This window comes from Microlunatus ginsengisoli (assembly GCF_039537205.1).
GTDB classification, from domain to species: Bacteria; Actinomycetota; Actinomycetes; order Propionibacteriales; family Propionibacteriaceae; genus Microlunatus; species Microlunatus ginsengisoli.
The window spans coordinates 24,747-49,566 of record NZ_BAABAB010000010.1 but is presented as its reverse complement, the minus strand read 5'-3'; the positions used below and the strand labels follow the sequence as shown (position 1 = coordinate 49,566).

At 69.6% G+C, this 24,820-nt stretch carries 19 protein-coding genes, 2 tRNA genes and 1 pseudogene; 14 read left to right on the top strand and 8 right to left on the bottom strand.

Annotated features, from left to right (window positions below; all coding sequences use genetic code 11):
- Positions 1–24: 24 nt before the first annotated feature.
- Positions 25–645, bottom strand: a complete 621-nt coding sequence (locus ABD747_RS07445; protein ID WP_344802961.1) for a ClpP family protease — start codon at positions 643–645, stop codon at positions 25–27.
- A 130-nt stretch (positions 646–775) separates the two neighbouring features.
- On the opposite strand from ABD747_RS07445, the gene ABD747_RS07440 reads away from it, so the two are divergent.
- On the top strand, positions 776–1,246 hold the full coding sequence (locus tag ABD747_RS07440) for a nitroreductase family deazaflavin-dependent oxidoreductase (protein ID WP_344802959.1): 471 nt from the start codon (positions 776–778) through the stop codon (positions 1,244–1,246).
- A 618-nt stretch (positions 1,247–1,864) separates the two neighbouring features.
- Here the strand turns inward: ABD747_RS07440 and tig are convergent.
- The gene (gene tig / locus ABD747_RS07435; protein ID WP_344802957.1) at positions 1,865–3,349 is read right to left on the bottom strand and encodes a trigger factor; all 1,485 of its coding nucleotides are present in this window, start codon (positions 3,347–3,349) and stop codon (positions 1,865–1,867) included.
- Positions 3,350–3,527: 178 nt separating this feature from the next.
- Here tig and ABD747_RS07430 point away from each other — a divergent pair.
- Together ABD747_RS07430 and ABD747_RS07425 are read left to right on the top strand one after the other, a co-directional pair.
- Positions 3,528–3,600: transfer RNA gene (locus tag ABD747_RS07430), tRNA-Pro, on the top strand.
- Positions 3,601–3,891: 291 nt separating this feature from the next.
- Positions 3,892–3,965 (top strand) — tRNA-Gly (locus ABD747_RS07425).
- Positions 3,966–3,980: 15 nt separating this feature from the next.
- On the opposite strand, the gene ABD747_RS26690 is transcribed toward ABD747_RS07425, so the two are convergent.
- Together ABD747_RS26690 and ABD747_RS07420 are read right to left on the bottom strand one after the other, a co-directional pair.
- Complete coding sequence (locus ABD747_RS26690; protein ID WP_425562501.1) at positions 3,981–4,274, bottom strand: replication initiator; 294 nt, start codon at positions 4,272–4,274, stop codon at positions 3,981–3,983.
- 159 nt (positions 4,275–4,433) lie between these two features.
- Positions 4,434–4,559, bottom strand: a complete 126-nt coding sequence (locus tag ABD747_RS07420) for a hypothetical protein (RefSeq protein ID WP_344802955.1) — start codon at positions 4,557–4,559, stop codon at positions 4,434–4,436.
- Positions 4,560–4,772: 213 nt separating this feature from the next.
- On the opposite strand from ABD747_RS07420, the gene ABD747_RS07415 reads away from it, so the two are divergent.
- Positions 4,773–5,945 (top strand): cell wall-binding repeat-containing protein, encoded by a 1,173-nt coding sequence (locus tag ABD747_RS07415; protein ID WP_344802953.1) that lies wholly within the window; start codon positions 4,773–4,775, stop codon positions 5,943–5,945.
- Positions 5,946–6,413: 468 nt separating this feature from the next.
- Here the strand turns inward: ABD747_RS07415 and ABD747_RS07410 are convergent, their stop codons facing one another.
- The 4 genes and pseudogenes from ABD747_RS07410 to ABD747_RS07400 form a co-directional block, all read right to left on the bottom strand.
- A complete protein-coding gene (locus ABD747_RS07410) occupies positions 6,414–7,235 on the bottom strand; it encodes a S41 family peptidase (RefSeq protein WP_344802951.1) in 822 nt (273 codons plus the stop codon).
- A 144-nt stretch (positions 7,236–7,379) separates the two neighbouring features.
- Positions 7,380–8,363: a CocE/NonD family hydrolase gene (locus tag ABD747_RS07405; protein ID WP_344802949.1), complete on the bottom strand. Its 984-nt coding sequence runs from the start codon at positions 8,361–8,363 to the stop codon at positions 7,380–7,382.
- A gap of 145 nt (positions 8,364–8,508) precedes the next feature.
- A pseudogene (locus ABD747_RS26685) lies at positions 8,509–9,156 on the bottom strand (CocE/NonD family hydrolase); the annotation flags it as partial.
- Positions 9,157–9,193: 37 nt separating this feature from the next.
- A complete protein-coding gene (locus ABD747_RS07400) occupies positions 9,194–10,483 on the bottom strand; it encodes a glycosyltransferase (RefSeq protein ID WP_344802947.1) in 1,290 nt (429 codons plus the stop codon).
- 84 nt (positions 10,484–10,567) lie between these two features.
- Here ABD747_RS07400 and ABD747_RS07395 point away from each other — a divergent pair, with 84 nt between their 5' ends.
- The 10 genes from ABD747_RS07395 (at position 10,568) to narH (ending at position 24,808) form a co-directional block, all read left to right on the top strand.
- Positions 10,568–11,200 carry a TetR/AcrR family transcriptional regulator gene (locus ABD747_RS07395; RefSeq protein WP_344802945.1) on the top strand — a complete coding sequence of 211 codons (633 nt, stop codon included), beginning with the start codon at positions 10,568–10,570 and terminating at the stop codon, positions 11,198–11,200.
- 174 nt (positions 11,201–11,374) lie between these two features.
- A complete protein-coding gene (locus ABD747_RS07390) occupies positions 11,375–12,355 on the top strand; it encodes a S1C family serine protease (RefSeq protein WP_344802943.1) in 981 nt (326 codons plus the stop codon).
- Positions 12,356–12,419: 64 nt separating this feature from the next.
- Positions 12,420–13,385 carry an AAA family ATPase gene (locus ABD747_RS07385; protein WP_344802941.1) on the top strand — a complete coding sequence of 322 codons (966 nt, stop codon included), beginning with the start codon at positions 12,420–12,422 and terminating at the stop codon, positions 13,383–13,385.
- Between the two features lie 52 nt (positions 13,386–13,437).
- The gene (locus ABD747_RS07380) at positions 13,438–14,334 is read left to right on the top strand and encodes a DUF58 domain-containing protein (protein WP_344802939.1); all 897 of its coding nucleotides are present in this window, start codon (positions 13,438–13,440) and stop codon (positions 14,332–14,334) included.
- Positions 14,331–15,302 (top strand): VWA domain-containing protein, encoded by a 972-nt coding sequence (locus tag ABD747_RS07375; protein WP_344802937.1) that lies wholly within the window; start codon positions 14,331–14,333, stop codon positions 15,300–15,302. The genes ABD747_RS07380 and ABD747_RS07375 overlap by 4 nt, the downstream gene beginning before the upstream one ends.
- A gap of 2 nt (positions 15,303–15,304) precedes the next feature.
- Entirely contained in the window at positions 15,305–16,354 is a 1,050-nt protein-coding gene (locus ABD747_RS07370) for a vWA domain-containing protein (protein ID WP_344802935.1), read from the top strand.
- A gap of 99 nt (positions 16,355–16,453) precedes the next feature.
- Positions 16,454–17,698 (top strand): threonine ammonia-lyase IlvA, encoded by a 1,245-nt coding sequence (gene ilvA, locus ABD747_RS07365; RefSeq protein ID WP_344802933.1) that lies wholly within the window; start codon positions 16,454–16,456, stop codon positions 17,696–17,698.
- 57 nt (positions 17,699–17,755) lie between these two features.
- Positions 17,756–19,210 (top strand): cardiolipin synthase, encoded by a 1,455-nt coding sequence (gene cls, locus ABD747_RS07360; RefSeq protein WP_344802931.1) that lies wholly within the window; start codon positions 17,756–17,758, stop codon positions 19,208–19,210.
- Between the two features lie 106 nt (positions 19,211–19,316).
- The gene (locus ABD747_RS07355; protein WP_344802929.1) at positions 19,317–23,144 is read left to right on the top strand and encodes a nitrate reductase subunit alpha; all 3,828 of its coding nucleotides are present in this window, start codon (positions 19,317–19,319) and stop codon (positions 23,142–23,144) included.
- Positions 23,144–24,808, top strand: coding sequence for a nitrate reductase subunit beta (gene narH / locus ABD747_RS07350; protein ID WP_344802927.1), 1,665 nt, complete (start codon positions 23,144–23,146; stop codon positions 24,806–24,808). Before ABD747_RS07355 ends, narH begins: the two co-directional genes overlap by 1 nt.
- Positions 24,809–24,820: the final 12 nt, after the last annotated feature.

The window sequence follows — 24,820 nt, the reverse complement described above, 5'->3', positions numbered from 1 at the left end:
TGTTCATCGGGTTCCTCACTGGCCTCACTGGTTGGGCGCCTGATCGGACGGGATCTGGGCCGCCTGGGTGTACACGTGGTCGATGAACCCGTAGCCCAGGGCTTGCTCGGCGGTGAACCACCGGTCGCGGTCGGAGTCGGCCTCGATCTGGTCGAGGGTCTGGCCGGTGTGCTCGGCGATCAGCCGCTGCATCGTCGACTTGATGTGCAGCGACTGCTCGGCCTGGATCCGGATGTCGCTCGCGGTGCCGCCGAGGCCACCCGACGGCTGGTGCATCATGATCCGGCTGTGCGGAAGGGCATATCGCTTGCCCTTCGTGCCGGCGCAGAGCAGGAACTGGCCCATCGACGCCGCCAGGCCCATGGCCACGGTAGCGACGTCGTTGGAGATCCAGTTCATGGTGTCGTAGATCGCCATCCCGGAGTCGACCGAGCCACCGGGAGAGTTGATGTAGAGGTAGATGTCCTTGTGCGGATCCTCCGCATTCAGCAGGAGCATCTGGGCGCAGATCGCGTTCGCGTTCTCGTCCTTGACCTCGGAGCCGAGGAAGATGATCCGGTTCTGCAGCAGAGCCTGGTAGACGTTGTCGTCCATTCCGATGCCCGGGCTGCGCCCCGCCGCGCGCGGTGAGAGAGTTCGTTCCACGAATGTGAACCTACCTGGCCGAACTGACACTGCGACGGCGACGGCCGCCCTGTTCGCTATCGGCGCACGACGCCGGGCGACAACCCGCCGCAGGAAAGGCCACCTGCGGTGCCTCGCCTAGCCTGACCGGGTGGACGTACTCGGCTCGCTGACGGCCAAGGTGCTGACGACCCGATCCCTGGTCCGCGCACCGATCACGCTCTATCGCCACGGGTTCGGATGGCTGTTCGGCCCGCGCATGCTGATGCTCCAGCACACCGGGCGAACGTCGGGACAACCGCGCTATGTCTGCCTCGAGGCCGTCGAGCGGCCTCGCGCCGACCGGCTGGTCGTCGTCAGCGGATTCGGCGCGACGGCGCAGTGGTATCGCAACTTGCTGGCCGATCCGCGTTGCCGGGTGAGCAGCGGACGCGATCGAGATGTCGCGGCGACGGCTCGACCGATGGGCGAGGCCGAGAGCAACGAGGTGCTGGTCCGCTACGCCCGGAACCATCCAGCGGCCTGGCGCCGGCTCCGAGGCGGCATCGAGAAGGCGGTCGGGCATCCGGTCGAGGGCCTGCCGATGGTCGAGCTCACCCTCGAGCGATCGCCGGCGATCTGACCGGTACGGCGTCGGCCGGCGCCAGCGCGCCGTGCCCGCGCGGCGCGGGCGTACTCGTGGACATGCAAACTGGCCGGGACCGGACACCTTGGTGTCCGAGCCCGGCCAGCTCACCCGCGGGATCCAACCCCAGGCTGCCTCCCCCGAAGCAGTCGAGCAGTTCCCTGCGTCGGCATGAGGCGCGTCCCCCCGAACGCTCACTCATGCACTTCTTCCCGCGTTTCGTGCCCCCTGACGAAGGGCACAGCTACACGTTCCCCCGATCTCGTGCGCCCCAGCCACCCCCCAATTGCTGGCTCAGCCGCAGTGCTCCTGGGTGATCGACCCCTCCCCCTGATCTGGAGTCGTCCACTTGCTAGCTGGTGTCCACCCGCCCCCCGACGGCCTGACGCGGTAAATCATTCAACGATCACCTCGCGTCTGCCCTAGGCGACCTTTGGGATTACCTCAAGATTCCCCCAAGACTGGGACGTCGGACCCGCCTCCACCCAGTCCGAGCCGACCCGGCGCACATCGGCCGAATCTGTCGGCAACCGGCGTTATGCAGTCGAGACCGAAACGGGCGGCCGGGCCGGCCTGCGCCGGCTCGACCGCCCGATTCGGACGTACGAACGCTGGTTACTTCGAGTCGTCGTCCTCGCCCGCGTCGTCACCCTCGGCCGTCTCGGGCTCAACGAGGTCGGACGCCTCGGACCCGACGGTCTCGGACGCGGCGATCTCCTCGGGCTCGCCGGCCTCCTCGGACTCGGCGCTCTCGCCCGGCGTGGCCAGAGTGCCGTCGGCCTGCAGGTTCGCCAGGTCGACCGGATTCCCGTCGGTGTCGGTCACAGTGGCGGACTCGACGATCAGGGCCAGCGCCTTGCCGCGCCGGATCTCCTGCATGTACTCGTCGATGTGGTGCGGGTGCTCCTGCAGATGGTCGGCGACCTGCTGCGGCGTCGACCCCTCCTGCTGCGCCTTGCGGATGATGTGCTGGGTGAGGTCGTTCTGATCGACCGAGAGTCCACGCTCCTCGGCGACCTTGTCCAAGATGATCTGCGCGAGCAGCGCGTCGGCCGACCGCTTCTCCAGGTCCTCCCAGAACTCCTCCTCCGACTCGGCCTCCTCGGTGTCCTCGAGGTACTGCGCCAGGGTCAGGTTGGCGGACGAGAGCTGGTTGGTGATGGACTCCTTCCGCGCGGCCAGGTCGGACTCCCGCAGGTTCTCCGGGACCTCGACGGCGACCTTCGCGATCAGGTCCTCCAGCACTGCGTCGCGGGCCTTGCTCGCCTGGTCCAGCCGGGCCAGCCGCAGCAGGCTCTCGGCGAAGTCGGCGCGCATCTCGTCGTAGGTGTCGAACTCGGACGCCTGCTGGGCGAACTCGTCGTCCAGCGCGGGGAGTTCCTCCTCCTGCACCTTGCTCACCGTGACCTTGATGTCGGCGTCGGTGTCCTTGAGCGGACCGCCGACCAGGGTCGAGGTGAACTCGGCCGACTCGCCGGCGGACAGCCCGATGACGGCATCGTCCAGGCCGTCGAGCATCCCGCCGGAACCGATCGTGTAGTCGATTCCCTCTGCGGTGGCGTCCTCGAGCGACTCGCCGTCCCTGGTGGCGACCAGGTCGATCGTGACCACGTCGCCGTCGGCGGCGGGACGCTCGACCGCGATCCGCGAGCCGAAGCGCTGGCGCAGTGTCTCCAGCCGGTCGTCGATCTCGGCCTCGTCCACCTCGGCCGCATCGACCGTCGCGCTGAGCAGCGAGAAATCGGGCAGGTCGAACTCGGGGCGTACGTCGACCTCGGCGGTGAACTCGATCAGGTCGCCGTCCTCGAGCCGGGTCACCTCGACCTCGGGCTGGGCCAGCGGGGTCAGCTTGTTCTCGCTGACCGCGTCGCCGTAGAACCGGGGCAGCGCGTCGTTCAGCGCCTGCTCGATGATGGCCCCGCGGCCGAAGCGCTGGTCGATCACCATCGGCGGCACCTTGCCCCGGCGGAACCCGGGGATGTTCACCTGCTTGGCGATGTCGCGGTACGCCTTGTCCATGCTCGGCTTGAGCTCGGTGAAAGGGACCTCGACGGTGATCTTGACCCGACTCGGGGTCAACTGCTCGACGGTGCTGGGCACGCTCTGACTCCTGAAAATCCTTGCGGAAAGTAGCTGTGGCGGGCGGGCATGCCCGCAGCAGGCTCGCGGAGAGCCTGGGCAATCCTACGGTTGGCCCCAAGGGCCGACAAATCATCGCAGGTCGGCCACGTTGTGGCCAGGCCCCTGGTCCCCTACACTCGACGGGCTGTGCCGACGCCGGGGCGTAGCGTAGTGGCTAGCGCGCCTGCTTTGGGAGCAGGAGACCGCGGGTTCGAGTCCCGCCGCCCCGACTCTGTTCTCGGATCGCGAGCGAGCCGCGCTCACCGGTCGATTCGATCCGGCTACCGACACCTTCTGACCACCGAGGGCACGACCCCCGCGGCGCCTCGGCGATGCGGGCTCCTCGCCGATCGGCTGCTACAGTTCCACGCGCTGCCCGCGAGGTCGTACGTCTTCCGCGGGTCGACACGAGGCCCGACAAGGCGCGAGAGATCGCGGCGGGCGGCCGGCGGGTTCGAGTCCTGCGCCTCGACTCCGTGGCCTGGTGGAGACTCGGACTCGACCAGGTCACGGAAACCCACGCGGGTGTAGCTCAATGGCAGAGCCCCAGCCTTCCAAGCTGGTCATGCGAGTTCGATTCTCGTCACCCGCTCCACATTGTTTCACCTGATCAGAGTACATTTGGCCCACGGCCACTATTCGAATCGCCTAATACCGCAGGGCGCGCCCTCAACGTGCCCAAAGTGGCGCCGCCTTCGCGGGGCGCGCCGAACCCGATCTTCGGCGCCGGGTAGTCGTCAGTCGGTGTGGGTGGGCCGTCGAGTCGGATCAGGGCGTGGAAGTGGACCAGGCCGCTGCGTTGGAACTCGGCCACCTTCGCGAACTGGACCAAGTGGCTGACCCGCGGCCTGATCCGAGCCGCCAACGACGGCACCAGCGGCGACGCGATCAACGGTCTACACATCAACCTGGCCGAGTACCACGTTGTGCTGACCGACGAAGAACAACACCTTTGGCGCAGGCTGTCGCATCATCACACCGATCAGTAGGCGGGCGTGCCTGAGTTGCCTCGGTGATCTTTCGTTGACCGTCCGCAGCGGGCGGTCAGGCGGCGCCCCGGGACTCACCAGCTGGAGGCGAACGCGAACCAGGGGCCGTGCAGGTGGGTTAACTCGGGCGACTCGAACCAGCCGGTATCGGCGTTGTCGGGGATGCCGTTCGGCAGATGGCCGCCGCCGTCCTTGATCATTTGAGCCACCCCGACCCTGTCGCGACTGGGTCCACCCTCGGATTGAGAACGCACCCCGTGCAATCGAACCACGGGTTGACGCGGGACGGTCCGGACTGCACCTAATCTGACGCCAGCGAGAGGATTCAGGGGGAGATCATGATCAACAACACGCGGCTCGGCGCACCATTAGCACACGCGTCATCGACACCATTGGGTCGGCGGCGGTCAATGATGCACCTGTCGATCGTCGCCGTCGCGCTGGTGCTGACGATGATCGGGTCGATCACGGCCAGCGCGACGCCCGAGACTCCGGCGAGCTACGTGTTTCTCGCCCACTCGGGTGATGACGCGGTCCTTGCGCTCGCGGCGGCGGGTCCGGTCGACGCTCCGGTGCTGCTCACCGATGCCGGCAGGTTGACGCCGGCCACGGCGACGGCGCTGCAGCGGTTACATCCCCGGCTCGTCATTGTCGTGGGCGGTACCGGCCAGGTCTCGGCGGCAGTGTTGCGGCAGGTCGAAGCACTCGGGCTCGCGACCAGACGTATTGCCGGCTCGAACACGGCGCGCACCGCTGCCGAGCTGAGCGCGTTCGTCCAGACCCTGCCGACCCGTACCGGCCCGGCGGGACCGACCGGCCCGGCGGGCCCGGCCGGCCCGGCGGGATCCAAAGGTGACGCCGGCCCACAGGGGGAGAAGGGTGACGCCGGCCCACAGGGGGAGAAGGGTGACGCCGGCCCACAGGGAGAGAGAGGCGATACCGGCGCACAAGGGCCCGCCGGCTCCAGCGGAGCTGCGGAGGTGGTCTTCAGGGCAACCGACCTCCAGCAGGACTTCACCTACCAAGTTCCTGACGGTGTGCACCAGGTTCGGATCGCGGCCTGGGGCGGCGGAGGGGCCGCCAGCAACGCCGGCGACCGCGACGACCTCGGTGCTCAGGTCTGCACCGGTGGGCAGGGGGCTTACGTCACCTCCGTGATGTATGTCGGCAGGACCGGAGCCTCACCCGAAATCCTGACGATCCACGTGGGCCGTGGTGGTGAGTACGTCTCCGGCTATCGCACATCGCCGCGCCGCGAGTCCGAACGGAGCTCAGTGCGCGCGTCCTCCGGTCTGTACCTGCTTGCGATGCCTGGGAATCGTTTGTCCACAGTGCTTCTCGGCCCGAATCCGGCAGTCCCCCACGGAGGCATTCCCCAGTTGATCGGCACTGAGCCGGGCTACACCTCCCAGACCGAACTGCAGACTGGACAAGCGGGTGTGCCGTGCCGCTATGACCATCCAACCGCGGCCCAAGCCACCGAACAGGGCCCGGGCGCCGGGCTCCCGGGAGCGGCCGGGGACTTCGCCGGCACCGATGCCGATCGAGCGGGGACCGACGGCCTGGTCGTGCTGACGCTCCTGTGAGTCCAGCCAGCTCCTCCGGGTAGCTGACGTACCTGGTGGTTGACCAGTCGGGCGAGTAGGACGTGAAGCACGGTCGCGCGTCTTGCGGCCGAAGAGTCCGTGCCGCTCCGACCGAATATGAGCTCTGGGCTCCAGCCCGAGAACCTGCTGCCGCATGGGCCGAACTGCAACCTGCGCCGTCCTCGTAGCTAGCTGCTTGGACCGTGATCTCGTCGCCCGCGCGGATCTGGCCGGTCGCGTTTACCGGTCGCCATCTCGCGGATGTGAGTCACCACTGTCAGCACGCTCAACAGGCTACGTCAGATTCGAATGCCTGTTCGGTGGTGGTGAGCTGCGGGTTGGCGAGACTCTCCAGCGCCGAAATCCCTGGTCACACGAACGTTCCGTGACCAGGGCCGCGAGCGGAAGTCAGCACCGCCCCGCTCGCCGTGCTCAGGACGTGACCCGAGTGGTGACGATTGCCTCCCGTCAGCCGGGTTCGTCTGGTTGGACGCCGCAGCCTTCCCAGGTAGGACCGCCGTCCGGCGCGGCGACGCGCGCCTCGGGGATGAGGGCGCGTACGTCGTGGGTCAGCGCCAGCGGGACCACGTGGTCGGCGGCCCCTCGGGTGGGTTGTCCAGCGAGGGTGGCGAGACGCTGGTCCTGCAGCGCCCACGCCAGTGCCTCGCCCGAGCTGTAGGTGCGCGGTCCGATCAGCGCGCGGACGGGGCCGTCGGGCCGGTCTGCGATCGGGCTGCCGGCTGTCCACCATTGTCGGACGCGATCGCGGTAGACGACGTCGAACAGATGCCGGGGGCCATCGCCGGCCAACCAGTCGATGATCACCGCAACGGTGGCCGGGTCACCGCCGGTGTTGTCCCGCAGGTCGAGGATGATCGCCTCGGCGTCCCGGACGAGCGTGAAGGCGCCGCGGAGCAGCGGCGCCGCCGCCTCGACGGGGGCTAGCCCGGTGAGGCGGATCGTTGCCGTTCCGTCCGGGTCCCGGCGGACCTCGGCGACGTCGGCTCCGCGTCGTCGGATCATCGCCAGGTCGGGCTCGGGCCAGCCCGGACTGTGATCTTGAGGTTCGAGGCCCGGCTGGTACACCAGCTCGAGGTGGCGGAACACCGTTTGAGCCGCGAGCTCGACCTCGCGCACGCCGGCAGCGTCCGCTGGGCGCTCGCTGCGGTCGAACCCGGATAGGGCCATCCCCAACGCCTCGGTTCTCGCGTCGGAGCCGTAGTGCCGGGTGACTTGGTCGACCAGCAGGCTCGCCAGCGCATCGAGCCGCGTGGGAGCGGAGTCGCACATGGAACGGACGGTAGCCGAACCAGGCTGGTTGCCGTCTGTCTTATTCGGGCAGTTCGCTCGGTGGGCAGGCGCCACGACCTCCTCTGGCGTCCGTGCGCCGGAGCGGATCCGTCCCGAATGCCGGCCGACCGTGCCCGATCAGGGCTACGGCACAACCGGGATGAGCAGGCGCGCCGGACGCTCGGGACCCCAGTGAACGGTGCAGGATCCGGCTCGCCGGGTGCGGTAGGCGGCCGGGAATGCGCCGGTGAACGGGTTGCGTGGCCACAGCCAGCGGCCGGCGATCACCAGCCGGAGTTGTTCGCCGCGACGGAACAGGGTCGACGACGGACCGAGCGCGATGTCGACCGGGACGATCTCGCCCGGACCGAGCGGTGCGCGAGACGTGAACGACGGGATCGGCTGGAACGGGCGCGACCGGGTCTCGTCCAGGCCGCGGAGCGAGGCGCTCAACCAGCCGGTGGTGACCCGGTCGCGACCGAAACCGTACGAGCCCTCGAAGCCGACGTACGAACCACCGCGCCACTTCTCCACGCCGACGGTCAGGTCGACGTCGTCGGTGCCGTCGACGGAGACGTACAAGCGCAGAGCCATCGGGCCCGTGAGCTCGGTGTCGGCCGGCACGATCCAGCCGAACCCGGCACCGCCCTTGCGGATTCCGAATTCGAGCGAGCCGGTGCCCGCCGGCTCGAGGTCGAGACCATCGGTGCCGAGATAGAGCGGAGTCCAGCGAGTTCGGGCCAGCGGCCACTCTTGCTCCTCGCGGACCTCGACGATCTGGTTCCCGGACTCGCGCACCTCGAGCCGCACGGGCGGCAGCATGGGGGTGTCGCGTCCCGTCAGGTGGCGATCGAGGAACTGAAGCTGGGTCTGCTTCGCCTCCTCGCTGTAGAAGGTCGCCCACTTGCCGGCGCGATGGGTGTACAGGTGCCGTTCGGCGGACCCGATGTGCTCGAATCCGTCGATCGACCCGCGGGAATGCAGGTTGTTGTCGGAGAAGCTGCCGCAGACCAGCGTCGGGACCTCGATCCTGTGCAGGTCGGGCACCCGGCTGCGCCACCAGTCGTCGATCAGAGGACGGCGAAGGCAGGCCGCCATCAGCGAGTACGCCTGCCGGTTGCCCTTCATCCCTCTGGAACACAGTCGGAGGAAGCCGACCTCGGGAAATCCGCCGGGCCGGAGCAGGGCACGGTAGGGATCGGTGAAGCCCTCCCACGGGACGATCGCTCGCAGTGACGGCGGGCGCTGCGCGGCCGCCCCCCATTGGGACAAGGGCGAGGTGGGAGACTCCGAGCAGGCCGACCGATCCCGTGCTCCACGACTGGTGTCCGGCCCATTCGACGAGGTCGGCGACGTCCTCGCTCTCCTGGCGGGACAGCCAATCGCCGATCCCGTCGGAGGCGCCGGCGCCACGGAGATCGGCGTTGACCACGACGTAGCCGTGCGCGGTCCACCACGCCGGGTCCGGCGCCTCCCAGGTGGTCAGGTCGGAGAAGGCGATCGCCGCCGGCTGGCGCAGCACCCGGTATTGGAAGGAGACCCGGTAGCCGCCACCACGACGCCTGATGGGGACCTTGTCCTTGCCGTACGGGTGGGCGCACAAGATCACCGGGAACGTGCCCTCGCCCACCGGACGGCGCACGTTCACCCGCAGCACCGTTCCGTCCCGGGTGAGGACAGGTCGATCCCGATCGACCACGATGCTCGACCGGTCATGCGGAGAGACGGACACGGGGATCCTGACGATCCCGCGCAGGCGCTCGAGGGCATAGCGCACTCGACCCGGACGGTGCCAGGGACGGTCGGGGCCCGCCCGGGTACTCCGTTCCTGCACGGTGCCTCCCGTCCGCCCGGTGTTCTCGTTGCCCTGGCGCCGCACGCTTCCGGACCGGCGACGACGCGTCAACGGCGATGCAGGCATCGTCCCACTCGACCTTCGGTTGACGACCGGGCGCGTCTCACCCGGGACTGACCGCCAGGCCGGCGATCAGCTCTTCGATCTCCACGACCCCGCGGGCGGCCGCGATCTCGCGTGCGGCCAGCTGTGCGGCTGCTCGATAGCGCGAGTCGCGCAGCACGGTGGCGACGGCGTCGGCGACCGCCCTTGCGGAGGGACGTCCGGTTCGCAGGTTCACGCCGACACCGGACCAGCCGACCCGCGCGGCGACCTCGGGCTTGTCCTCGCCGGCTCCGCCGGCGACCAGCGGCGTCCCGTGCGACAAGGCGAACTGCACTCCGCCGTATCCGCCGTTGGTGACGAACACGTCGACCTTCGGGAACAGGTCGGCGTACGGCAGGAACTCCGCCGCACGCACATTCGCAGGCAGCGGGCCGAGGTCGGCCACGGGTGGTCCACCGGTCGTGACCACCACCAGCAGGTCGGCGCCGGCGAGTCCTTCGATCGCCGGCCGGACCAGCATGCCCAGATCGTTGTTGGCGATGGTGCCCTGGGTGACGAGGACCACCGGACGGCCGCTGTCCAGATCGCCCCACCAGTCCGGCAGCTCGCCACTGCTGGGCCCGATGATCGGCCCGGCGAAGCGGATCGGCACGGTCGCGTCCGGTCGTGGGTACTCGAAGCTCGGCGTCGAGAACTGGACGATCCCGTCGGTGATGCTCACCCAGTCGAGGACGAAGGCGTCGGCACCGCGGCCGGTCACCGTCCGCGACAACGCGTCGAAGTCGCGCTGGGCCTGCGCGAACACGACCCGTTCGACCATCAGCCGCAGCAGCCGGAAGCTGGCCCGGTCGAGCCGGCGAATGGGTCCCGGCCGGGGCTGGATCCCTGGCCCGAAGGGCGGCGCCCAGTTCGACGCGAGGGTCAGCGGCAGCACCCCGCCGATGATCACCGGCGGACGCTGCGCCCGTGGTCCCGCGGCGAGCAGCCCGGCACCGATGAACGTCGGATCGACCATCACGGCGTCGGTGCGTTCGGTCAGGGCCCCCACCAGAGCGTCGTACTGTGCGCGCGCCGGCGCCAGGAACGTCCGGGTCACGTCATAGCGGAGCCCCCGGATGCCGTCGGGTCGTTGCGCATCGGCCAGCCCGGCGGCGACGATCCGATCGTCGAAGTCTGCCTCCGCCGGCAGCGGCACGAACACGCTCCCGCTGGCCTCCACGTCCGCGGCGAATCGCGCACCGGTCAGGAATCGAATCCGGTGGCCGCGCTGGACCAGGCTCGCCGCCGCCGCGAGCATCGGTGCGACGTGACCGTGGATCGGGACACTGGCGATGAGGATGTCGGCCATCGGATGCTCCTCGGGAGATATTGGATACTGTGTCACCAAATTGACCACTACGTCATAAAGGTCAATTACTTCCCGAGGAGTCCGATGGCGGCGCAGAGATACACGTCCCCGCTGCGGGCCGAGCAGGCGGCCGCGACCCGCCGGCGGATCGTCGACGCGGCGGGACGCCTCTTCGCCGAGGAGGGCTATGCGCGGACGACCCTGACCCGGATCGCGGCCTCGGCGGGCGTGTCGGTGGAGACCGTTCAGGCCCAGGGACCGAAGCGCAGCCTGCTCACCGCGGCGGTGTCGGTGACCACGTTCGGGCGGGAGGGGGACGAGCAGTTCATCTCCGCACCGGAGGGTCGCGCGCTGCTGGCCGCCGCCGACCTCCAGGAATTCATCCGACGGGGAGCGAGGCTGATCCGCGAGTTCAACGAGCGGACGTACCGGATGTGGCGGGCGTTCGGGGCCGCGGCCGCCGACGACGCCGACGTCGACGCGGAGTGGTCCCAGCGGATGGCGTACATCCGGGGCAACATCGCCGAGGTGGTCGGGGTCCTGGACGGGCGCGGCTGGCTCCGCACCGACGTTGCGCGCGACGAGCTGGCGACGGGCCTGTGGATTCTCAGCACCGGCGAGGTCTTCGAGAAGCTGGTGGTCCGCGTCGGCTGGAGCCCGGACCACTACGAGGACTGGCTGGCCCGCTCGATGGGTGACCTGCTGCTGCCCCGCTGAACCGCCAGGCACCGTCGAGGCATCGGGAGAGAAGCAAACTCGGATCCCCTGCACCCGTTCGGACCCGCTGCACGGGATCCGGCGGCTCGCAGGGGATCCGAAGTGGGGCCGGGCAGCAGTGACCGCACAGTCTCGGCATAGTGGATTCTCAAGAACTGTCCTTACGCTGTCTCAATGGACCCCACCGGGGTTGGGCGACTGCGCGGATTCCGTGCGCCCGGCGCCGATCCGACCGAATCCCGGACCGGCGAGGCGGTCGCGCCCGGACCCGCGGAGGGCCCGCCGCCGCCCGCGGCCACGGATGCCGATCACTCGGCCGAGATCCTCGAGGCGGGCCCCGCGCCTCGCACCGGGCACCGGATCGCGAGACGCCGGCCCAGGCTCCGATCCGGCGGCGGCAGTGGCTGGCGCTGGGCGATCGCCACCGCAGCCGTCCTCGCGGTCGCCATCGTGATCATCGCCGCGCTGGCGTTCCGGCTGGGCGCGGGCTCGGCCGCCGACGAAGGGCCGTCGCCGACGCCGAGCCGTACGCCGGCGGCCAGCGCCACTCCGCTCACCGTGCCGGACCTGTTCCGGCAGGTGGCACCGTCGGTCGTCTTGATCACCACCGACAAGAAGGCTCTCGGCTCGGGCGTGATCGTCACCGACACCGGCACCGTGCTGACGGCGAACCACGTGATCGCCGGCGGCGGCACGATCTCGATCACCTTCGCCGACGGCACCAAGGCCGAGGCGAGCGTCGCCGCCGCCGACCCGAAGCGCGACGTCGCCACCCTCACCCCGACGAAGCTGCCCGAGGTGGTGGTCCCCGCGGCGATCGGCGGCGGGGTCACCGTCGGCGCGGACGTGGTGGCCATCGGCAACCCGCTCGGACTGCGGGACAGCACGACCACCGGCGTCGTGTCCGGGCTGCACCGCAGCACGAAGACCACGTCCGGATCGCTGTCGGGGCTGATCCAGTTCGATGCCGCCGTCAACCCGGGCAGCTCCGGGGGGCCGCTGCTCGACGCGCAGGGCTCGGTGATCGGCGTGGTGGTCTCGATCGCGGATCCCGGACGCGACGACGCGTTCGCCGGGATCGGCTTCGCCGTGCCGATCGGCGCCGCCCTCGGCGGTACGTCCGGAGAGGGACCGGGCGGAGGTCCGCAACTGTGAACCGCGATCACCAGCAGCGTGTCGAGGCGTCGCCACCACCAGGCGCCGCCGGGGAGGGAAGACGATGACGACCAACCCGCTGGAGCCCGTGCTGTTCGAGGTCAAACGCATCATCGTCGGCCAGGACGTCCTGCTGGAGCGGATGGCCGTCGCGATGCTGGCCGGCGGCCACCTGCTGGTCGAGGGCGTTCCGGGGTTGGCCAAGACGCTCGCCGTGAAGTCGCTCGCCGGCGCGATCGGCGGCCAGTTCCAGCGGATCCAGTTCACCCCGGACCTCGTCCCCGCCGACCTGGTCGGCACCCGGGTCTACCACCAGCACTCGGGCGAGTTCGAGACCACGCTCGGCCCGGTGTTCACCAACCTCCTGCTGGCCGACGAGATCAACCGGGCGCCGGCCAAGGTGCAGAGCGCGCTGCTGGAGGTGATGCAGGAGCGGCAGGTGACTATCGGCCGCGAGACGTTCCCGGTGCCGGAGCCGTTCCTGGTGATGGCCACCCAGAACCCGATCGAGTCCGACGGCACCTATCCGTTGCCCGAGGCGCAGGTCGATCGGTTCATGATGAAGGTCGTCGTCGGCTATCCGAGCGTCGCCGAGGAGCACGCGATCGTGCAGCGCGCGCTCTATGCGGCCGACCGGCCGCAGGTCATGCTCAGCCCCGACGACCTGATCCGGATGCGGGCTTCGGTCGAGCAGACCTACGTCGATCCGTCCATCGTCGACTACGCCGTCCGGCTCGTCACTGCCACCCGATCGCCCGAGAGCGTCGGCCAGGCCGACCTGCAGCGTTACCTCACCTACGGCGCCAGCCCGCGCGCCACCATCGCCCTGGTCCTGGGCGCCCGAGCACTCGCCTTCCTGCGCGGACGGGACTACGTCTTGCCGTACGACGTCGACGAGCTCGCGCTGGACGTGCTGCGGCACCGGATCGTGCTCTCCTACGAGGCGCTGGCCGACGACCTGGGAGCCGACGATCTGCTGGTCCGGGTGCTCCGGGCCGTCCCCAGTCCGGACGTGGTGCTCCAGCCGTGATCCTCCTAGCAGACGACGGTCCGGGCCGTGATCATCGGCTGATCATCCGGCCATGATCACCGCGCCCGACCAATTGCTGCACCGCCTGGAGTGGCGGGTGATCCGTCGCCTCGACGGCCGCATCCAGGGTGGCTACCGCACGGTGCGGCGCGGCAACGGCCTGGACTTCGCCGGCCTGCGCGCGTACGTCGAGGGCGACGATGCCCGGCACATCGACTGGAACGTCACCGCCCGGCTGGACGAGCCCCAGGTGCGTGAGTTCAACGAGGATCGCGAGCTGACCTCCTGGCTGGTCGTGGACCGCTCGGCGTCGATGTCGGTCGGCGGACCGGGTCGTGGGAAGCAGGACGTCGTCACCGAGCTCGCCCTGGTGCTGGCCCGTCTGCTCGGCCGGAGCGGCAACCGGGTGGGCGCGGTCCTCTACGACACCGGCGGACCGGAAGCAGCGACGTCCCGGATCGTGCCGCCCGGCACCGGACGCAACCACGCACTGCGGATCGGGCGTGAGCTGGAACGGACGCCGCAGAGCCGCGGCCTCGCGACCACCGACCTGGCCGCGATGCTGGACGCGGTGTCGTCCCTCGCCCGGCGGTCGCTGGTCGTGGTGCTGTCCGACTTCATCGGCACCGGCGAGTGGCAACGCCCGCTGGTCCGGCTCGCGCATCGCAACGAGGTGGTTGCCCTCCGGATCGTCGACGCGGCCGACGACGCCCTGCCGGAAGTCGGGTTGATCGTGGTCGAGGACGCCGAAACAGGCGAGCAGCTGTTGATCGACACGGCCGATCCGATCTTCCGCTCGCGGTTCGTCCACGGGGCTGGCGAGCGTGACGCCGGCATCGCCGCCGGCATGCGCCGCGCCGGCGTGCCGCTGCATCGGGTCGACACCACCAGCGACCTGGTGGACGTCTTGCTGGCCGTGGTCGAGGAGACGCAGCAGAGGCGCCGATGACGCTCACCCACCCGCTCCTGCTCGTCCCCGGCGCGCTGCTCTGCGCGGGTCTGATCGTCGCCGCCGTGGTGATCAGCCGGCGTCGCTCCGCCGCCCTCGCCGCGGCCGGGATCGCGCCCGCCGGCTCGTCCCGGCGCAGGCTCGGGCTGTGCTGCTCGCTGGCCGGTGTCCTCGTACTCACCGTCGCCGCGGCCGGTCCGGTCGCCTCGCTGCCGGTCGGTCGCAGCGCCGGAACGGTGATCCTCGCAATGGACGTGTCCAACAGCATGGCGGCCACCGACCTGACGCCGAGCCGGCTGGCCGCCGCCCAGCAGGCGGCGCTGGCGTTCATCGACGCACAACCCGACACCGTCGACATCGGCGTCGTCGGCTTCGACCAGGGTGCGCTGACCACCGCGCTGCCGGGTGCCGACCGAGCGGCCGCGAAGGCGGCGGTCGAGAGTCTGCGGATCGCCGGCGGCACCTCGCTCGCTTCGGCGATCCTCGGCTCCGTCAGTGCGATCACGGGAGAGACGGTGACCGTCGGCGAGGACGGCACGCTGCCCCAGCTGGGCTACTGGGGATCGGCCACCATCGTGCTCTTCTCCGACGGCGAGGACACCGACGCCGGCTCCGGCGGTGGGAGCGACGCGATCACCGACGCGACGACCGTCGCCCAGGACGCGGGTATCCATATCGAGACCGTCGGCGTCGGCACCGCTCAGGGGACCACCATCGAGATCGACGGCTACCAGGTGCACACCGCGCTCGACACCGACCGGCTGACGGCGATCGCGCAGGCCACCGGCGGCCACTACCACCCGGCCTCCGACGCCGGCCAGCTCGACGGGATCGCCTCGACCATCGACCTTCGGCTGACGGTCGCCGACCAGGACGTACCGCTGGCCGGAGGGTTCGTCCTGATCGGTCTCGCCCTGCTCGTGGCGGGCGCCGTGATCACCGGCATCCAGACCGGGAGGGTGATCTGACGATGTCGCTCAACTGGCCCTGGGCCCTCGCCTCCTTGCTGGCGATCCCGCTCGTGCTCGGCGTGACCTGGCTGGTTCGGCGACGTCGACGGCGCGCCGCCGTCCGAGTGACATCGATCGCTCTGGTCCGCGCCGCCGTACCCGAACGCGCCCGATGGACCCGGCTGGTGCCGACTCTGCTCCTGCTGCTCGGGTTCGCCACACTTGGCATCGGCGCCGCCCGGCCGCAAGCGAGCGTCCCCGTCGCCTCCGACTCCACCACGATCATGCTCGCCGTCGACGTCTCCGGCTCGATGTGCTCGACCGACGTCGACCCCAACCGGATCACCGTCGCCCAACGGGCGGCGACCGAGTTCATCCAGGCCCAGCAGGGGAAGACCAAGATCGGTCTGGTCGCCTTCGCCGGAGTCGCGGGCCTGCAGGTGCCGCCGACCACCGACACCGACGCGTTGATCACTGCGATCGCCAACCTGTCCACCGCTCGCGGCACCGCGATCGGCTCGGCCATCCTCACCTCGATCGACGCGATCGCCCAGGTCGACCCGACGGTGGCGCCGAGCGGTGTCGACGCCGAGAGCGCCCGCCGCGCCGGCTACGCCTCGGACGTGATCGTCCTGCTCACCGACGGCGCCAACACCCAAGGAGTCGAGCCCGCCGACGCGGCCAAGGTCGCGGCAGCCCGTGGCGTCCGCGTGTTCACCATCGGCTTCGGCACCACCACACCCACCCGGATGGCCTGCACCGGACGCCAGGCCGGTGGCTGGGCCGGCGGCGGCGGTTTCGGGATGGGCGGCGGCTGGCGCGGTGGCAGCAACCCGCTGGTGATCGACGAGCAGGCGCTGCAATCGGTGGCCGACATCACAGGCGGACGGTACTACCGCGCCGAGAGCGCCGACCAGCTCCAGGACGCGCTGGCCGATCTGCCTCGGCACGTCACCGTGGTCACCCGGCACGTCGACATCGCGTCCTGGTTCGCCGCAGCAGGGGTGGTGTTGGTCGCGGCCGCGCTCGGACTGTCGCTGTGGTGGAGCCGGATCCGAGCGCGCCCATGACCTCGCGCCACGTACGTCGGTTCGCGCCGCGCAGACACGCCGCGGACCACGCTGGGTGGCGCGAAGTCGAAGCGTCGGGGCCGCGATAGCTTGGCGCTCATGATGGAGGCCGGCGCGGTCGACCGCGCGTACGAGGCGCTCGGCACCGTCGTCACCAAGACCCCGCTGGACTTCTGCCTGCGGCACAGCACGGCCGTGGGAGCCCGGGTCTGGCTGAAGCGGGAGGACGTCCAGGTCGTCCGGTCCTACAAGCTCCGGGGGGCGTACAACCTGATCTCCTCCCTCCCCCGCCAGACGTCGGAGAAGGGCGTCGTCTGCGCGAGCGCCGGCAACCACGCTCAGGGCGTCGCGTACGCGTGCGCGCGGCTCGGCGTCGCTGGCCGGATCTACGTTCCCCGGACCACCCCGCGGCAGAAGCGGGACCGGATCAGCACCCTCGGCGGGAGCTGGGTCGAGCTGCTCGTCGCGGGCGACACCTACGAGGACTCCGCCGACCTCGCGGCCGACGACGCCACCAGAACCGGCCGGTTCCAGGTGCCCGCCTTCGACCATCCCGCCATCATCGCCGGCCAGGGAACCGTGATGCGGGAGATCGTGGAGCAGCTGGAGCACCCGCCGGATCTCGTCGTCATCCCGGTGGGCGGCGGCGGACTGCTCGCCGGCTGTCTGGCGTGGCTGGCCGAGCACCATCCCGACACGCCGGTGCTCGCCGTCGAACCGGCCGGAGCCGCGAGCCTGACGGCGGCGATGACGGCGGGTCACCCGGTGCCGCTGTCGAGCCTGGACACGTTCGTCGACGGCGCCTCGGTGCGCCAGGTCGGCGCGCTGCCGATGGAGATCATCGCCGGCTATCCCGGGCCGCTCCAGGTGCGCACGGTCGAGGTCGGCGTGATCTGCGAGGAGATGATCGAGCTGTTCCAGACCGAGGGGATCATCGCCGAGCCGGCCGGCGCGCTGACCTCCGCGGCGCTGCGCGATCTCGTGCCCGGCGACCGGCGCGACATCGTCTGCGTGGTTTCCGGCGGGAACCAGGACATCAGCCGCTATGCCGAGGTCGCCGAGCGGGCGCTGGTCTCGGGCGGCATCAAGCACTACTTCATCGTCGAGTTCCCGCAGGAGCCAGGGGCGCTGCGTCGCTTCCTCGACGGCGTCCTCGGACCCGACGACGACATCACCTTGTTCGAGTACGTCAAGCGCACCAACCGTGAGGTCGGACCCGCCCTGGTCGGCGTCGAGCTGAGCTCGCCGAAGGAGCTTCCGCGCCTGCTCGCCAGCATGGCGGAGTCACCCATCCACGCGGAGAAGGTCGACCCCGACAACCCGGTGTTCCGCTACCTGATCTGACATTCGAACATCCCGTGGTGGGTAGGGATCCGTACGCCGAGGAAGGGTGAGGTCGCGGTGCAGGTCATCGTCCAGTGGATCCCGTTGACCCTCTATCTGATCGAGCTGGTGATCAAGATCGTCGCCGTCGGCACGATCCCGCGGAACCGGCGACCGTCGTCATCGCTCGCCTGGTTGTTGCTGATCGTGGTCACTCCCGTGCTCGGCCTGCTCTTGTTCTTCCTGATCGGCAGCCCGTTCGTCCGGGGGCGGCGGGAGCGGATCCAGCTGGAGGCCAACGCGGCGATCACGGAGCGGACCGCGGACCTGCCGGAGCTACCCACCGAGAGCGAGCTGCCGAGCGGTGTCGACAGCCTGGTCCGGCTGAACCGGCGGCTCGGCTCGATGCCGATCATGAGCGGCACCAGTCACGGCCTGTTCGGCGACTACGACGCTTCCATCGCGGCGATGACCGCTGCCGTCCGTGAGGCGCGCAGCCGGGTTCATGTGGAGATCTACATCATGGCCTGGGACCACACCACCGACGCGTTCTTCACCGCGCTGGCCGAGGCCGTCGAACGCGGGGTGCACGTCCGGCTGCTGTACGACCACATCGGCTCCCGGAAGTATCCGGGCTTCCGCCGGATGAACAAGCGGATGACCGAGGCCGGCATCGAGTGGCACCAGATGATGCCGATCCACCCGCTCAAGGGCCGCTGGCGCCGGCCCGATCTTCGCAACCACCGCAAGCTGTTGGTGGTCGACGGCGAGGTGGCGTTCATGGGCTCGCAGAACATGATCGACGCCAGCTACCTGATCCGGAAGAACATCAAGATCGGACGCCGCTGGCACGACCTGAACATCAAGCTCAGCGGCCAGATCGTCTCCTCGCTCGACGCCGTGTTCGCGCTGGACTGGTACACCGAGACCGGCGAGTCGCTGGTCCACTTGATCAAGCCGCCCGAGACCTACCCGCCCGGCGACCAGGACCTGCAGCTGCTGCCGTCCGGTCCGGGCTATTTGACCATCCCGAACCTGCGCCTGTTCACCGCGCTCGTCCACCGCGCGCAGCGCCGGCTGTCGCTGACCAGTCCATACTTCGTTCCCGACGACTCGCTGCTGGAGGCCATCACGACCGCCTCGTATCGCGGAGTCGACGTCGAACTGTTCGTCTCCGAGCAGGCCGACCAGTTCATGGTGCAGCACGCCCAGGCCTCCTACTACGAGGAACTGTTGACCGCCGGGGTCCGGATCTTCCTGTATCCCAAGCCGACCGTGCTGCACGCGAAGTTCTTCACGGTGGACGACATCGTCGGCGTGATCGGCTCGTCGAACATGGACTACCGCTCGTTCGGGCTCGACTACGAGATCTCGCTGATGGGCACCGATCCCGGCTTCGTGGCCGATCTGCATCGGATCTCCGACGAGTATCGCGCGGTCTGCCACGAACTGACGGCGGAGGAGTGGGCACACCGGTCCTGGCGGAGGCGGTACGTCGACAACGTGATGCGGCTGCTCTCCGCCCTGCAGTAGCGGCCTTCAACCTCACCGTCGGCGACACCTGATCGTGATCAACTGAGAGGTCTCTCAGGACTAAAGTCCCTGTCTGCCGTCGCGGACCGGTCGATAGCGTCCAGAGATGGGCACCCGAGAGATCGGCGTCGATGGTCCGGCCTCCGATGCACTGCTGAAGCTCGGCCGGTTCTTCTCCCGCTGGGACGAGTCGCCGGACGGCCGGGCCGCGTTCCTGAAGGGCGGCCGCTCGGGCGACGTCTTCTACCGCGACCGATGGAGCCACGACAAGGTGGTGCGCTCCACCCACGGCGTGAATTGCACCGGATCGTGCTCGTGGAAGGTCTATGTCCGGGACGGCATCATCACCTGGGAGGCGCAGCAGACCGACTATCCGTCGGTCGGGCCGGACCGGCCGGAGTACGAGCCCCGCGGCTGCCCGCGGGGAGCCGCCTTCTCCTGGTACACCTACTCCCCCACCCGGGTGCGCTACCCGTACGTCCGCGGGGTGCTGCTGGAGGCCTATCGGGAGGCGAAGCAGCGGCTGGGTGATCCGGTGCTCGCCTTCGGCGAGATCAGCACGAATCCCGAGACCCGCCGCCGCTACCAGCGGGCCCGCGGCAAGGGCGGCCTGGTCCGGGCGTCCTGGGCGGAGGCGGTCGAGCTGGTCGCCGCCGGCTACGTGCACACGATCAAGACCTACGGCCCGGACCGCTGCGCCGGCTTCTCCCCCATCCCGGCCATGTCGATGGTCTCGCACTGCGTCGGCACCCGGTTCACCCAGCTGATCGGCGGGGTGATGACCTCCTTCTACGACTGGTACGCCGACCTTCCGGTGGCCAGCCCGCAGGTCTTCGGCGACCAGACCGACGTGCCCGAGTCCGGCGACTGGTGGGACGCGACGTACCTGATGATGTGGGGCTCCAACGTCCCCGTCACCCGGACCCCGGACGCGCACTGGATGGCCGAGGTCCGCTACCGCGGGACCAAGATCGTCACCGTCAGCCCCGACTATGCCGACAACACCAAGTTCGCCGACGAGTGGCTGCCCTGCCAGGCCGGCACCGACGCGGCGCTGGCGATGGCGATGGGCCACGTGATCTTGACCGAGACGTACGTCCGCCGCCGGGTCCCGTTCTTCGTCGACTACGCCCGGAGCTATACCGATCTGCCGCACCTGATCACCCTGGTCGAGCACACCGGCGCCGACGGGTCGGCCGGGCTCGTGCCCCGCAAGTTCCTCACCGCCGCGGATCTCGCGGAGTCGCGCGCTGAGCCCAATGTGCGCCCTGAGCCTGTCGAAGGGCAGGAGCAAGGCCCTTCGACAGGCTCAGGGCGCACAGGTGGAGGCTCAGGGCAGATACCGCCAGAGGACGCCTGGAAGACCGTGGTGCTGGACGCAGCGACCGGCGAGCCGCGGGTGCCGAACGGCTCGATGGGGTTCCGGTACGCCGATTCCGGCGAGGGCCGCTGGAACCTCGACCTGGAGGGCGTCACGCCGGCGCTGTCGATCTCCGACGCCAAGGTGGCGGCCGAGAGCGTCGAGGTGCTGCTGCCGCGGTTCGACGCACCCGACGGGTCGGGGGCCGTGCTGCGCCGCGGCGTCCCGGCGACGCGGGTCGGGGGTCGGCTGGTCACCACCGTGCTCGACCTGATGCTGGCCCAGTACGGCGTCGCCCGAACTGATTCGACCGGAGCGGACCTGCCCGGCGAGTGGCCGGCCGGCTACGACGACCAGACGGCTCCCTATACCCCGGCCTGGCAGGAGGCCATCACCGGCGTGCCGGCCGCCGCCTGCATCCGGATCGCCCGGGAGTTCGCGGCGAACGCCGAGGAGTCCGGCGGTCGCTCGATGATCATCATGGGCGCCGGCATCTGCCAGTGGTTCCACGGCGACGCGACCTACCGGGCGGTGCTGGCACTGCTGATCTTGACCGGGTCGATGGGCCGCAACGGCGGCGGCTGGGCGCACTACGTCGGGCAGGAGAAGTGCCGCCCGATCACCGGCTGGCTGTCGCTGGCGAACGCGCTGGACTGGTCGCGACCGCCGCGGACCATGACCGGAACGTCGTACTGGTACATGCACACCGACCAGTGGCGCTTCGACGGCTACGCGGCGGACGCGCTCGCCTCACCGCTGGCCGAGGGCAACCTCGCCGGCATGCACACCGCCGACACGATCGCCCAGTCGGCCCGGCTCGGCTGGATGCCGTTCTACCCGCAGTTCGCCACCAATCCGCTGGACGTCGCGGACGCGGCCGCTGCTGCCGTCGCGGCCGGCGACGCACCGGACGCCCCCGGGTACGTCGCGAACGCGCTCGCCGCCGGCGAGCTGACGCCGGCGATCGCCGACGTGGACGCCCCGGAGAACTGGCCGCGGATCCTCACCCTGTGGCGGTCGAACCTGATGGGCTCCTCGGCGAAGGGCAACGAGTACTTCCTGAAGTACCTGCTCGGCACGCACAGCAACGTGCTCGGCACCGACGAGGCGTCCGTCCGGCCGCGGGAGGTCGCCTGGCGCGAGGACATCCCCGAGGGCAAGCTCGACCTGCTGGTATCCGCGGACTTCCGGATGACGTCGACGACCCTGCTATCCGACGTCGTGTTCCCTGCCGCGACCTGGTACGAGAAGTACGACATCTCCTCTACCGACATGCACCCGTTCGTGCACGCGTTCACTCCCGCGATCGACCCGCCCTGGGACGCCAGGAGCGATTTCGACATGTTCCACGCCATCGCGCGGTCGCTGTCGGGGATGGCGAAGACTCACCTCGGCACCCGCAAGGACCTGGTGTCGGTGCCGCTGCAGCACGACACCCCGGGCGAGACGGCACAGCCCGGCGGCGTCGTCCGGGACTGGGCCCGCGGCGACGTCGCTCCCCTGCCCGGCAAGACGATGCCGGTCTTTGCCGTGGTGGAGCGTGACTACACCGCGATCGCCGACAAGCTCGCCACCGTCGGGCCGCTGGCGGACAAGCTGGGGTTCACGATCAAGAACGTGATCTACGACGTCGGCCACGAGGTCGAGCGGCTCCGGATGACCAACGGCGTGATGCTCGGCGGTGCCGCCGAGGGACGCCCGGCGCTGGACACCGACGTGAAGCTCGCCGAGGCGATCCTGGGCTTCTCCGGCACCACGAACGGCGAACTGGCCACCCAGGGCTTCCGGACGCTCGAACGCCGGGTCGGCAAGCCGCTGGCCGACCTGGCCGAGGGCTCGGAGGAGAAGCGGATCACGTACCCGATGACGCAGGCGTCGCCGCAGCCCGTGATCACCTCGCCGGAGTGGTCGGGTTCGGAGACCGGCGGCCGCCGCTATGCCCCGTTCACCGTGAACATCGAACGGCTCAAGCCGTTTCACACCCTGACCGGGCGGATGCACTTCTATCTCGACCACGACTGGATGCGCGACCTCGGCGAGGCGCTGCCGATCTATCGCCCCCCGCTGGACATGCACCGGCTGTTCGGCGAGCCGCGGCTGGGCACCGACGGTTCGCAGCAGGTCGTGGTGCGCTATCTGACCCCGCACTCGAAGTGGTCGATCCATTCGGAATACCAGGACAACCTGTTCATGCTGTCGCTGTCCCGGGGCGGCCCGACGGTCTGGATGAGCACTACCGACGCCGGCGCGATCGGGGTCGCGGACAACGACTGGGTCGAGTGCGTGAACTCCAACGGTGTGCTGGTCGGCCGCGCGGTCGTCTCGCACCGGATGCCCGCCGGCGTCGTGTACGTCCACCACGCGCAGGAGCGGACCATCGACGTACCGAAGTCGGAAGCCACCGGGCGACGCGGCGGGATCCACAACTCCGTCACCCGGCTGCTGGTGAAGCCGACCCACCTGATCGGCGCCTACGCACAACTGTCGTACACCTTCAACTACCTCGGCCCGACCGGCAACCAGCGCGACATGGTGGCCACCGTCCGCAAGCGCTCCCAGGAGGTTCGGTACTGATGCGCGTGATGGCACAGATGGGCATGGTGATGAACCTGGACAAGTGCATCGGGTGCCACACCTGCTCGGTCACCTGCAAGCAGGCCTGGACCAACCGGGCCGGCACCGAGTACGTCTGGTTCAACAACGTCGAGACCAGGCCCGGCCAGGGCTATCCGCGCCGCTACGAAGACCAGGAGCAGTGGCGCGGGGGCTGGACGCTGAACTCGCGCGGCCGGCTGAAGCTGCGCACCGGCAGCCGGCTGCGGCGGCTGCTGACGATCTTCTCCTCGCCGGTGCAGCCGAAGCTGGCGGACTACTACGAGCCCTGGACGTACGACTACCAGACCTTGATCGACGCGCCGCTCGGCGACGACTTCCCGGTCGCCCGGCCGAAGTCGCTGATCACCGGCGAGGACACCAAGATCACCTGGTCGGCCAATTGGGACGACGATCTCGGCGGCACCAGTGAGCTCGGTCATCTCGACCCGATCGTGGCGAAGGTCCGCGAGCAGGCCAACGACAAGATCAAGTTCGAGTTCGAGCAGACCTTCATGTTCTATCTGCCGCGGATCTGCGAGCACTGCCTGAACCCGTCGTGCATGGCGTCCTGCCCGTCCGGCGCGATCTACAAGCGGGCCGAGGACGGCATCGTGCTGGTCGACCAGGACCGCTGCCGGGGTTGGCGGCAGTGCATCACCGGCTGCCCGTACAAGAAGATCTACTTCAACCACAAGACCGGCAAGGCGGAGAAGTGCACGCTGTGCTATCCCCGGCTGGAGGTGGGCATACCGACCGTCTGTTCGGAGACCTGCGTCGGCCGGCTGCGCTATCTCGGGCTGTTCTTGTACGACGCCGACAAGGTGACCGCGGCGGCCTCGACCCCGAACGACCGGGATCTCTATCAGGCACAACTGGATCTCATGCTGGACCCGAACGACCCCGAGGTGATTGCGGCCGCACGGGAGCAGGAGATCCCCGCCGACTGGCTGGACGCGGCCCGGCGCTCCCCCGTCTACGCGCTGGCGAAGACCTATCGGGTGGCGTTGCCGCTGCATCCGGAGTACCGGACGATGCCGATGGTCTGGTACATCCCGCCGCTGTCGCCGGTGGTCGACCTGCTCCGGGAGCAGGGACACGACGCCGAGTCCGCGGGCACGTTGTTCGGGGCGATCGAGGCGCTCCGGATCCCGGTGGAGTATCTGGCGGAGCTGTTCACCGCCGGCGACACCGCGGTGATCACGACCGTCCTGAGGCGGTTGGCGGCGATGCGCTCCTATCTGCGCGACATCACCCTCGGCCGGGAGGGCGATGCCTCCATCCCGGCCGCGGTCGGGATGACGGCTGAGTCGATGTACGCCATGTACCGGCTGCTGGCCATCGCCAAGTACGAGGAGCGGTACGTCATCCCGACCGCCCACTACGAGCAGGCGCACGAGCTGGAGGAGCTCGGCTGCTCGCTGGACTTCGACGGCGGCCCGTACGAGGGCGCCTCCGGCCCGTTCGGTGAGGCCAGCGGGCGGCCGATGCCGGTGGCCGTGGAGACGTACCAAGCGCTGAAGCAGCGCCAGACCGCGGACGTCGCCGCCGACCCGAGCGCCACGCACGCACGGGTGAACCTGCTCAACTGGGACGGCAACGGCACCCCGCCCGGTCTCTTCCCCGAACGGGCGGACAAGTCATGACGGCGAATCGAC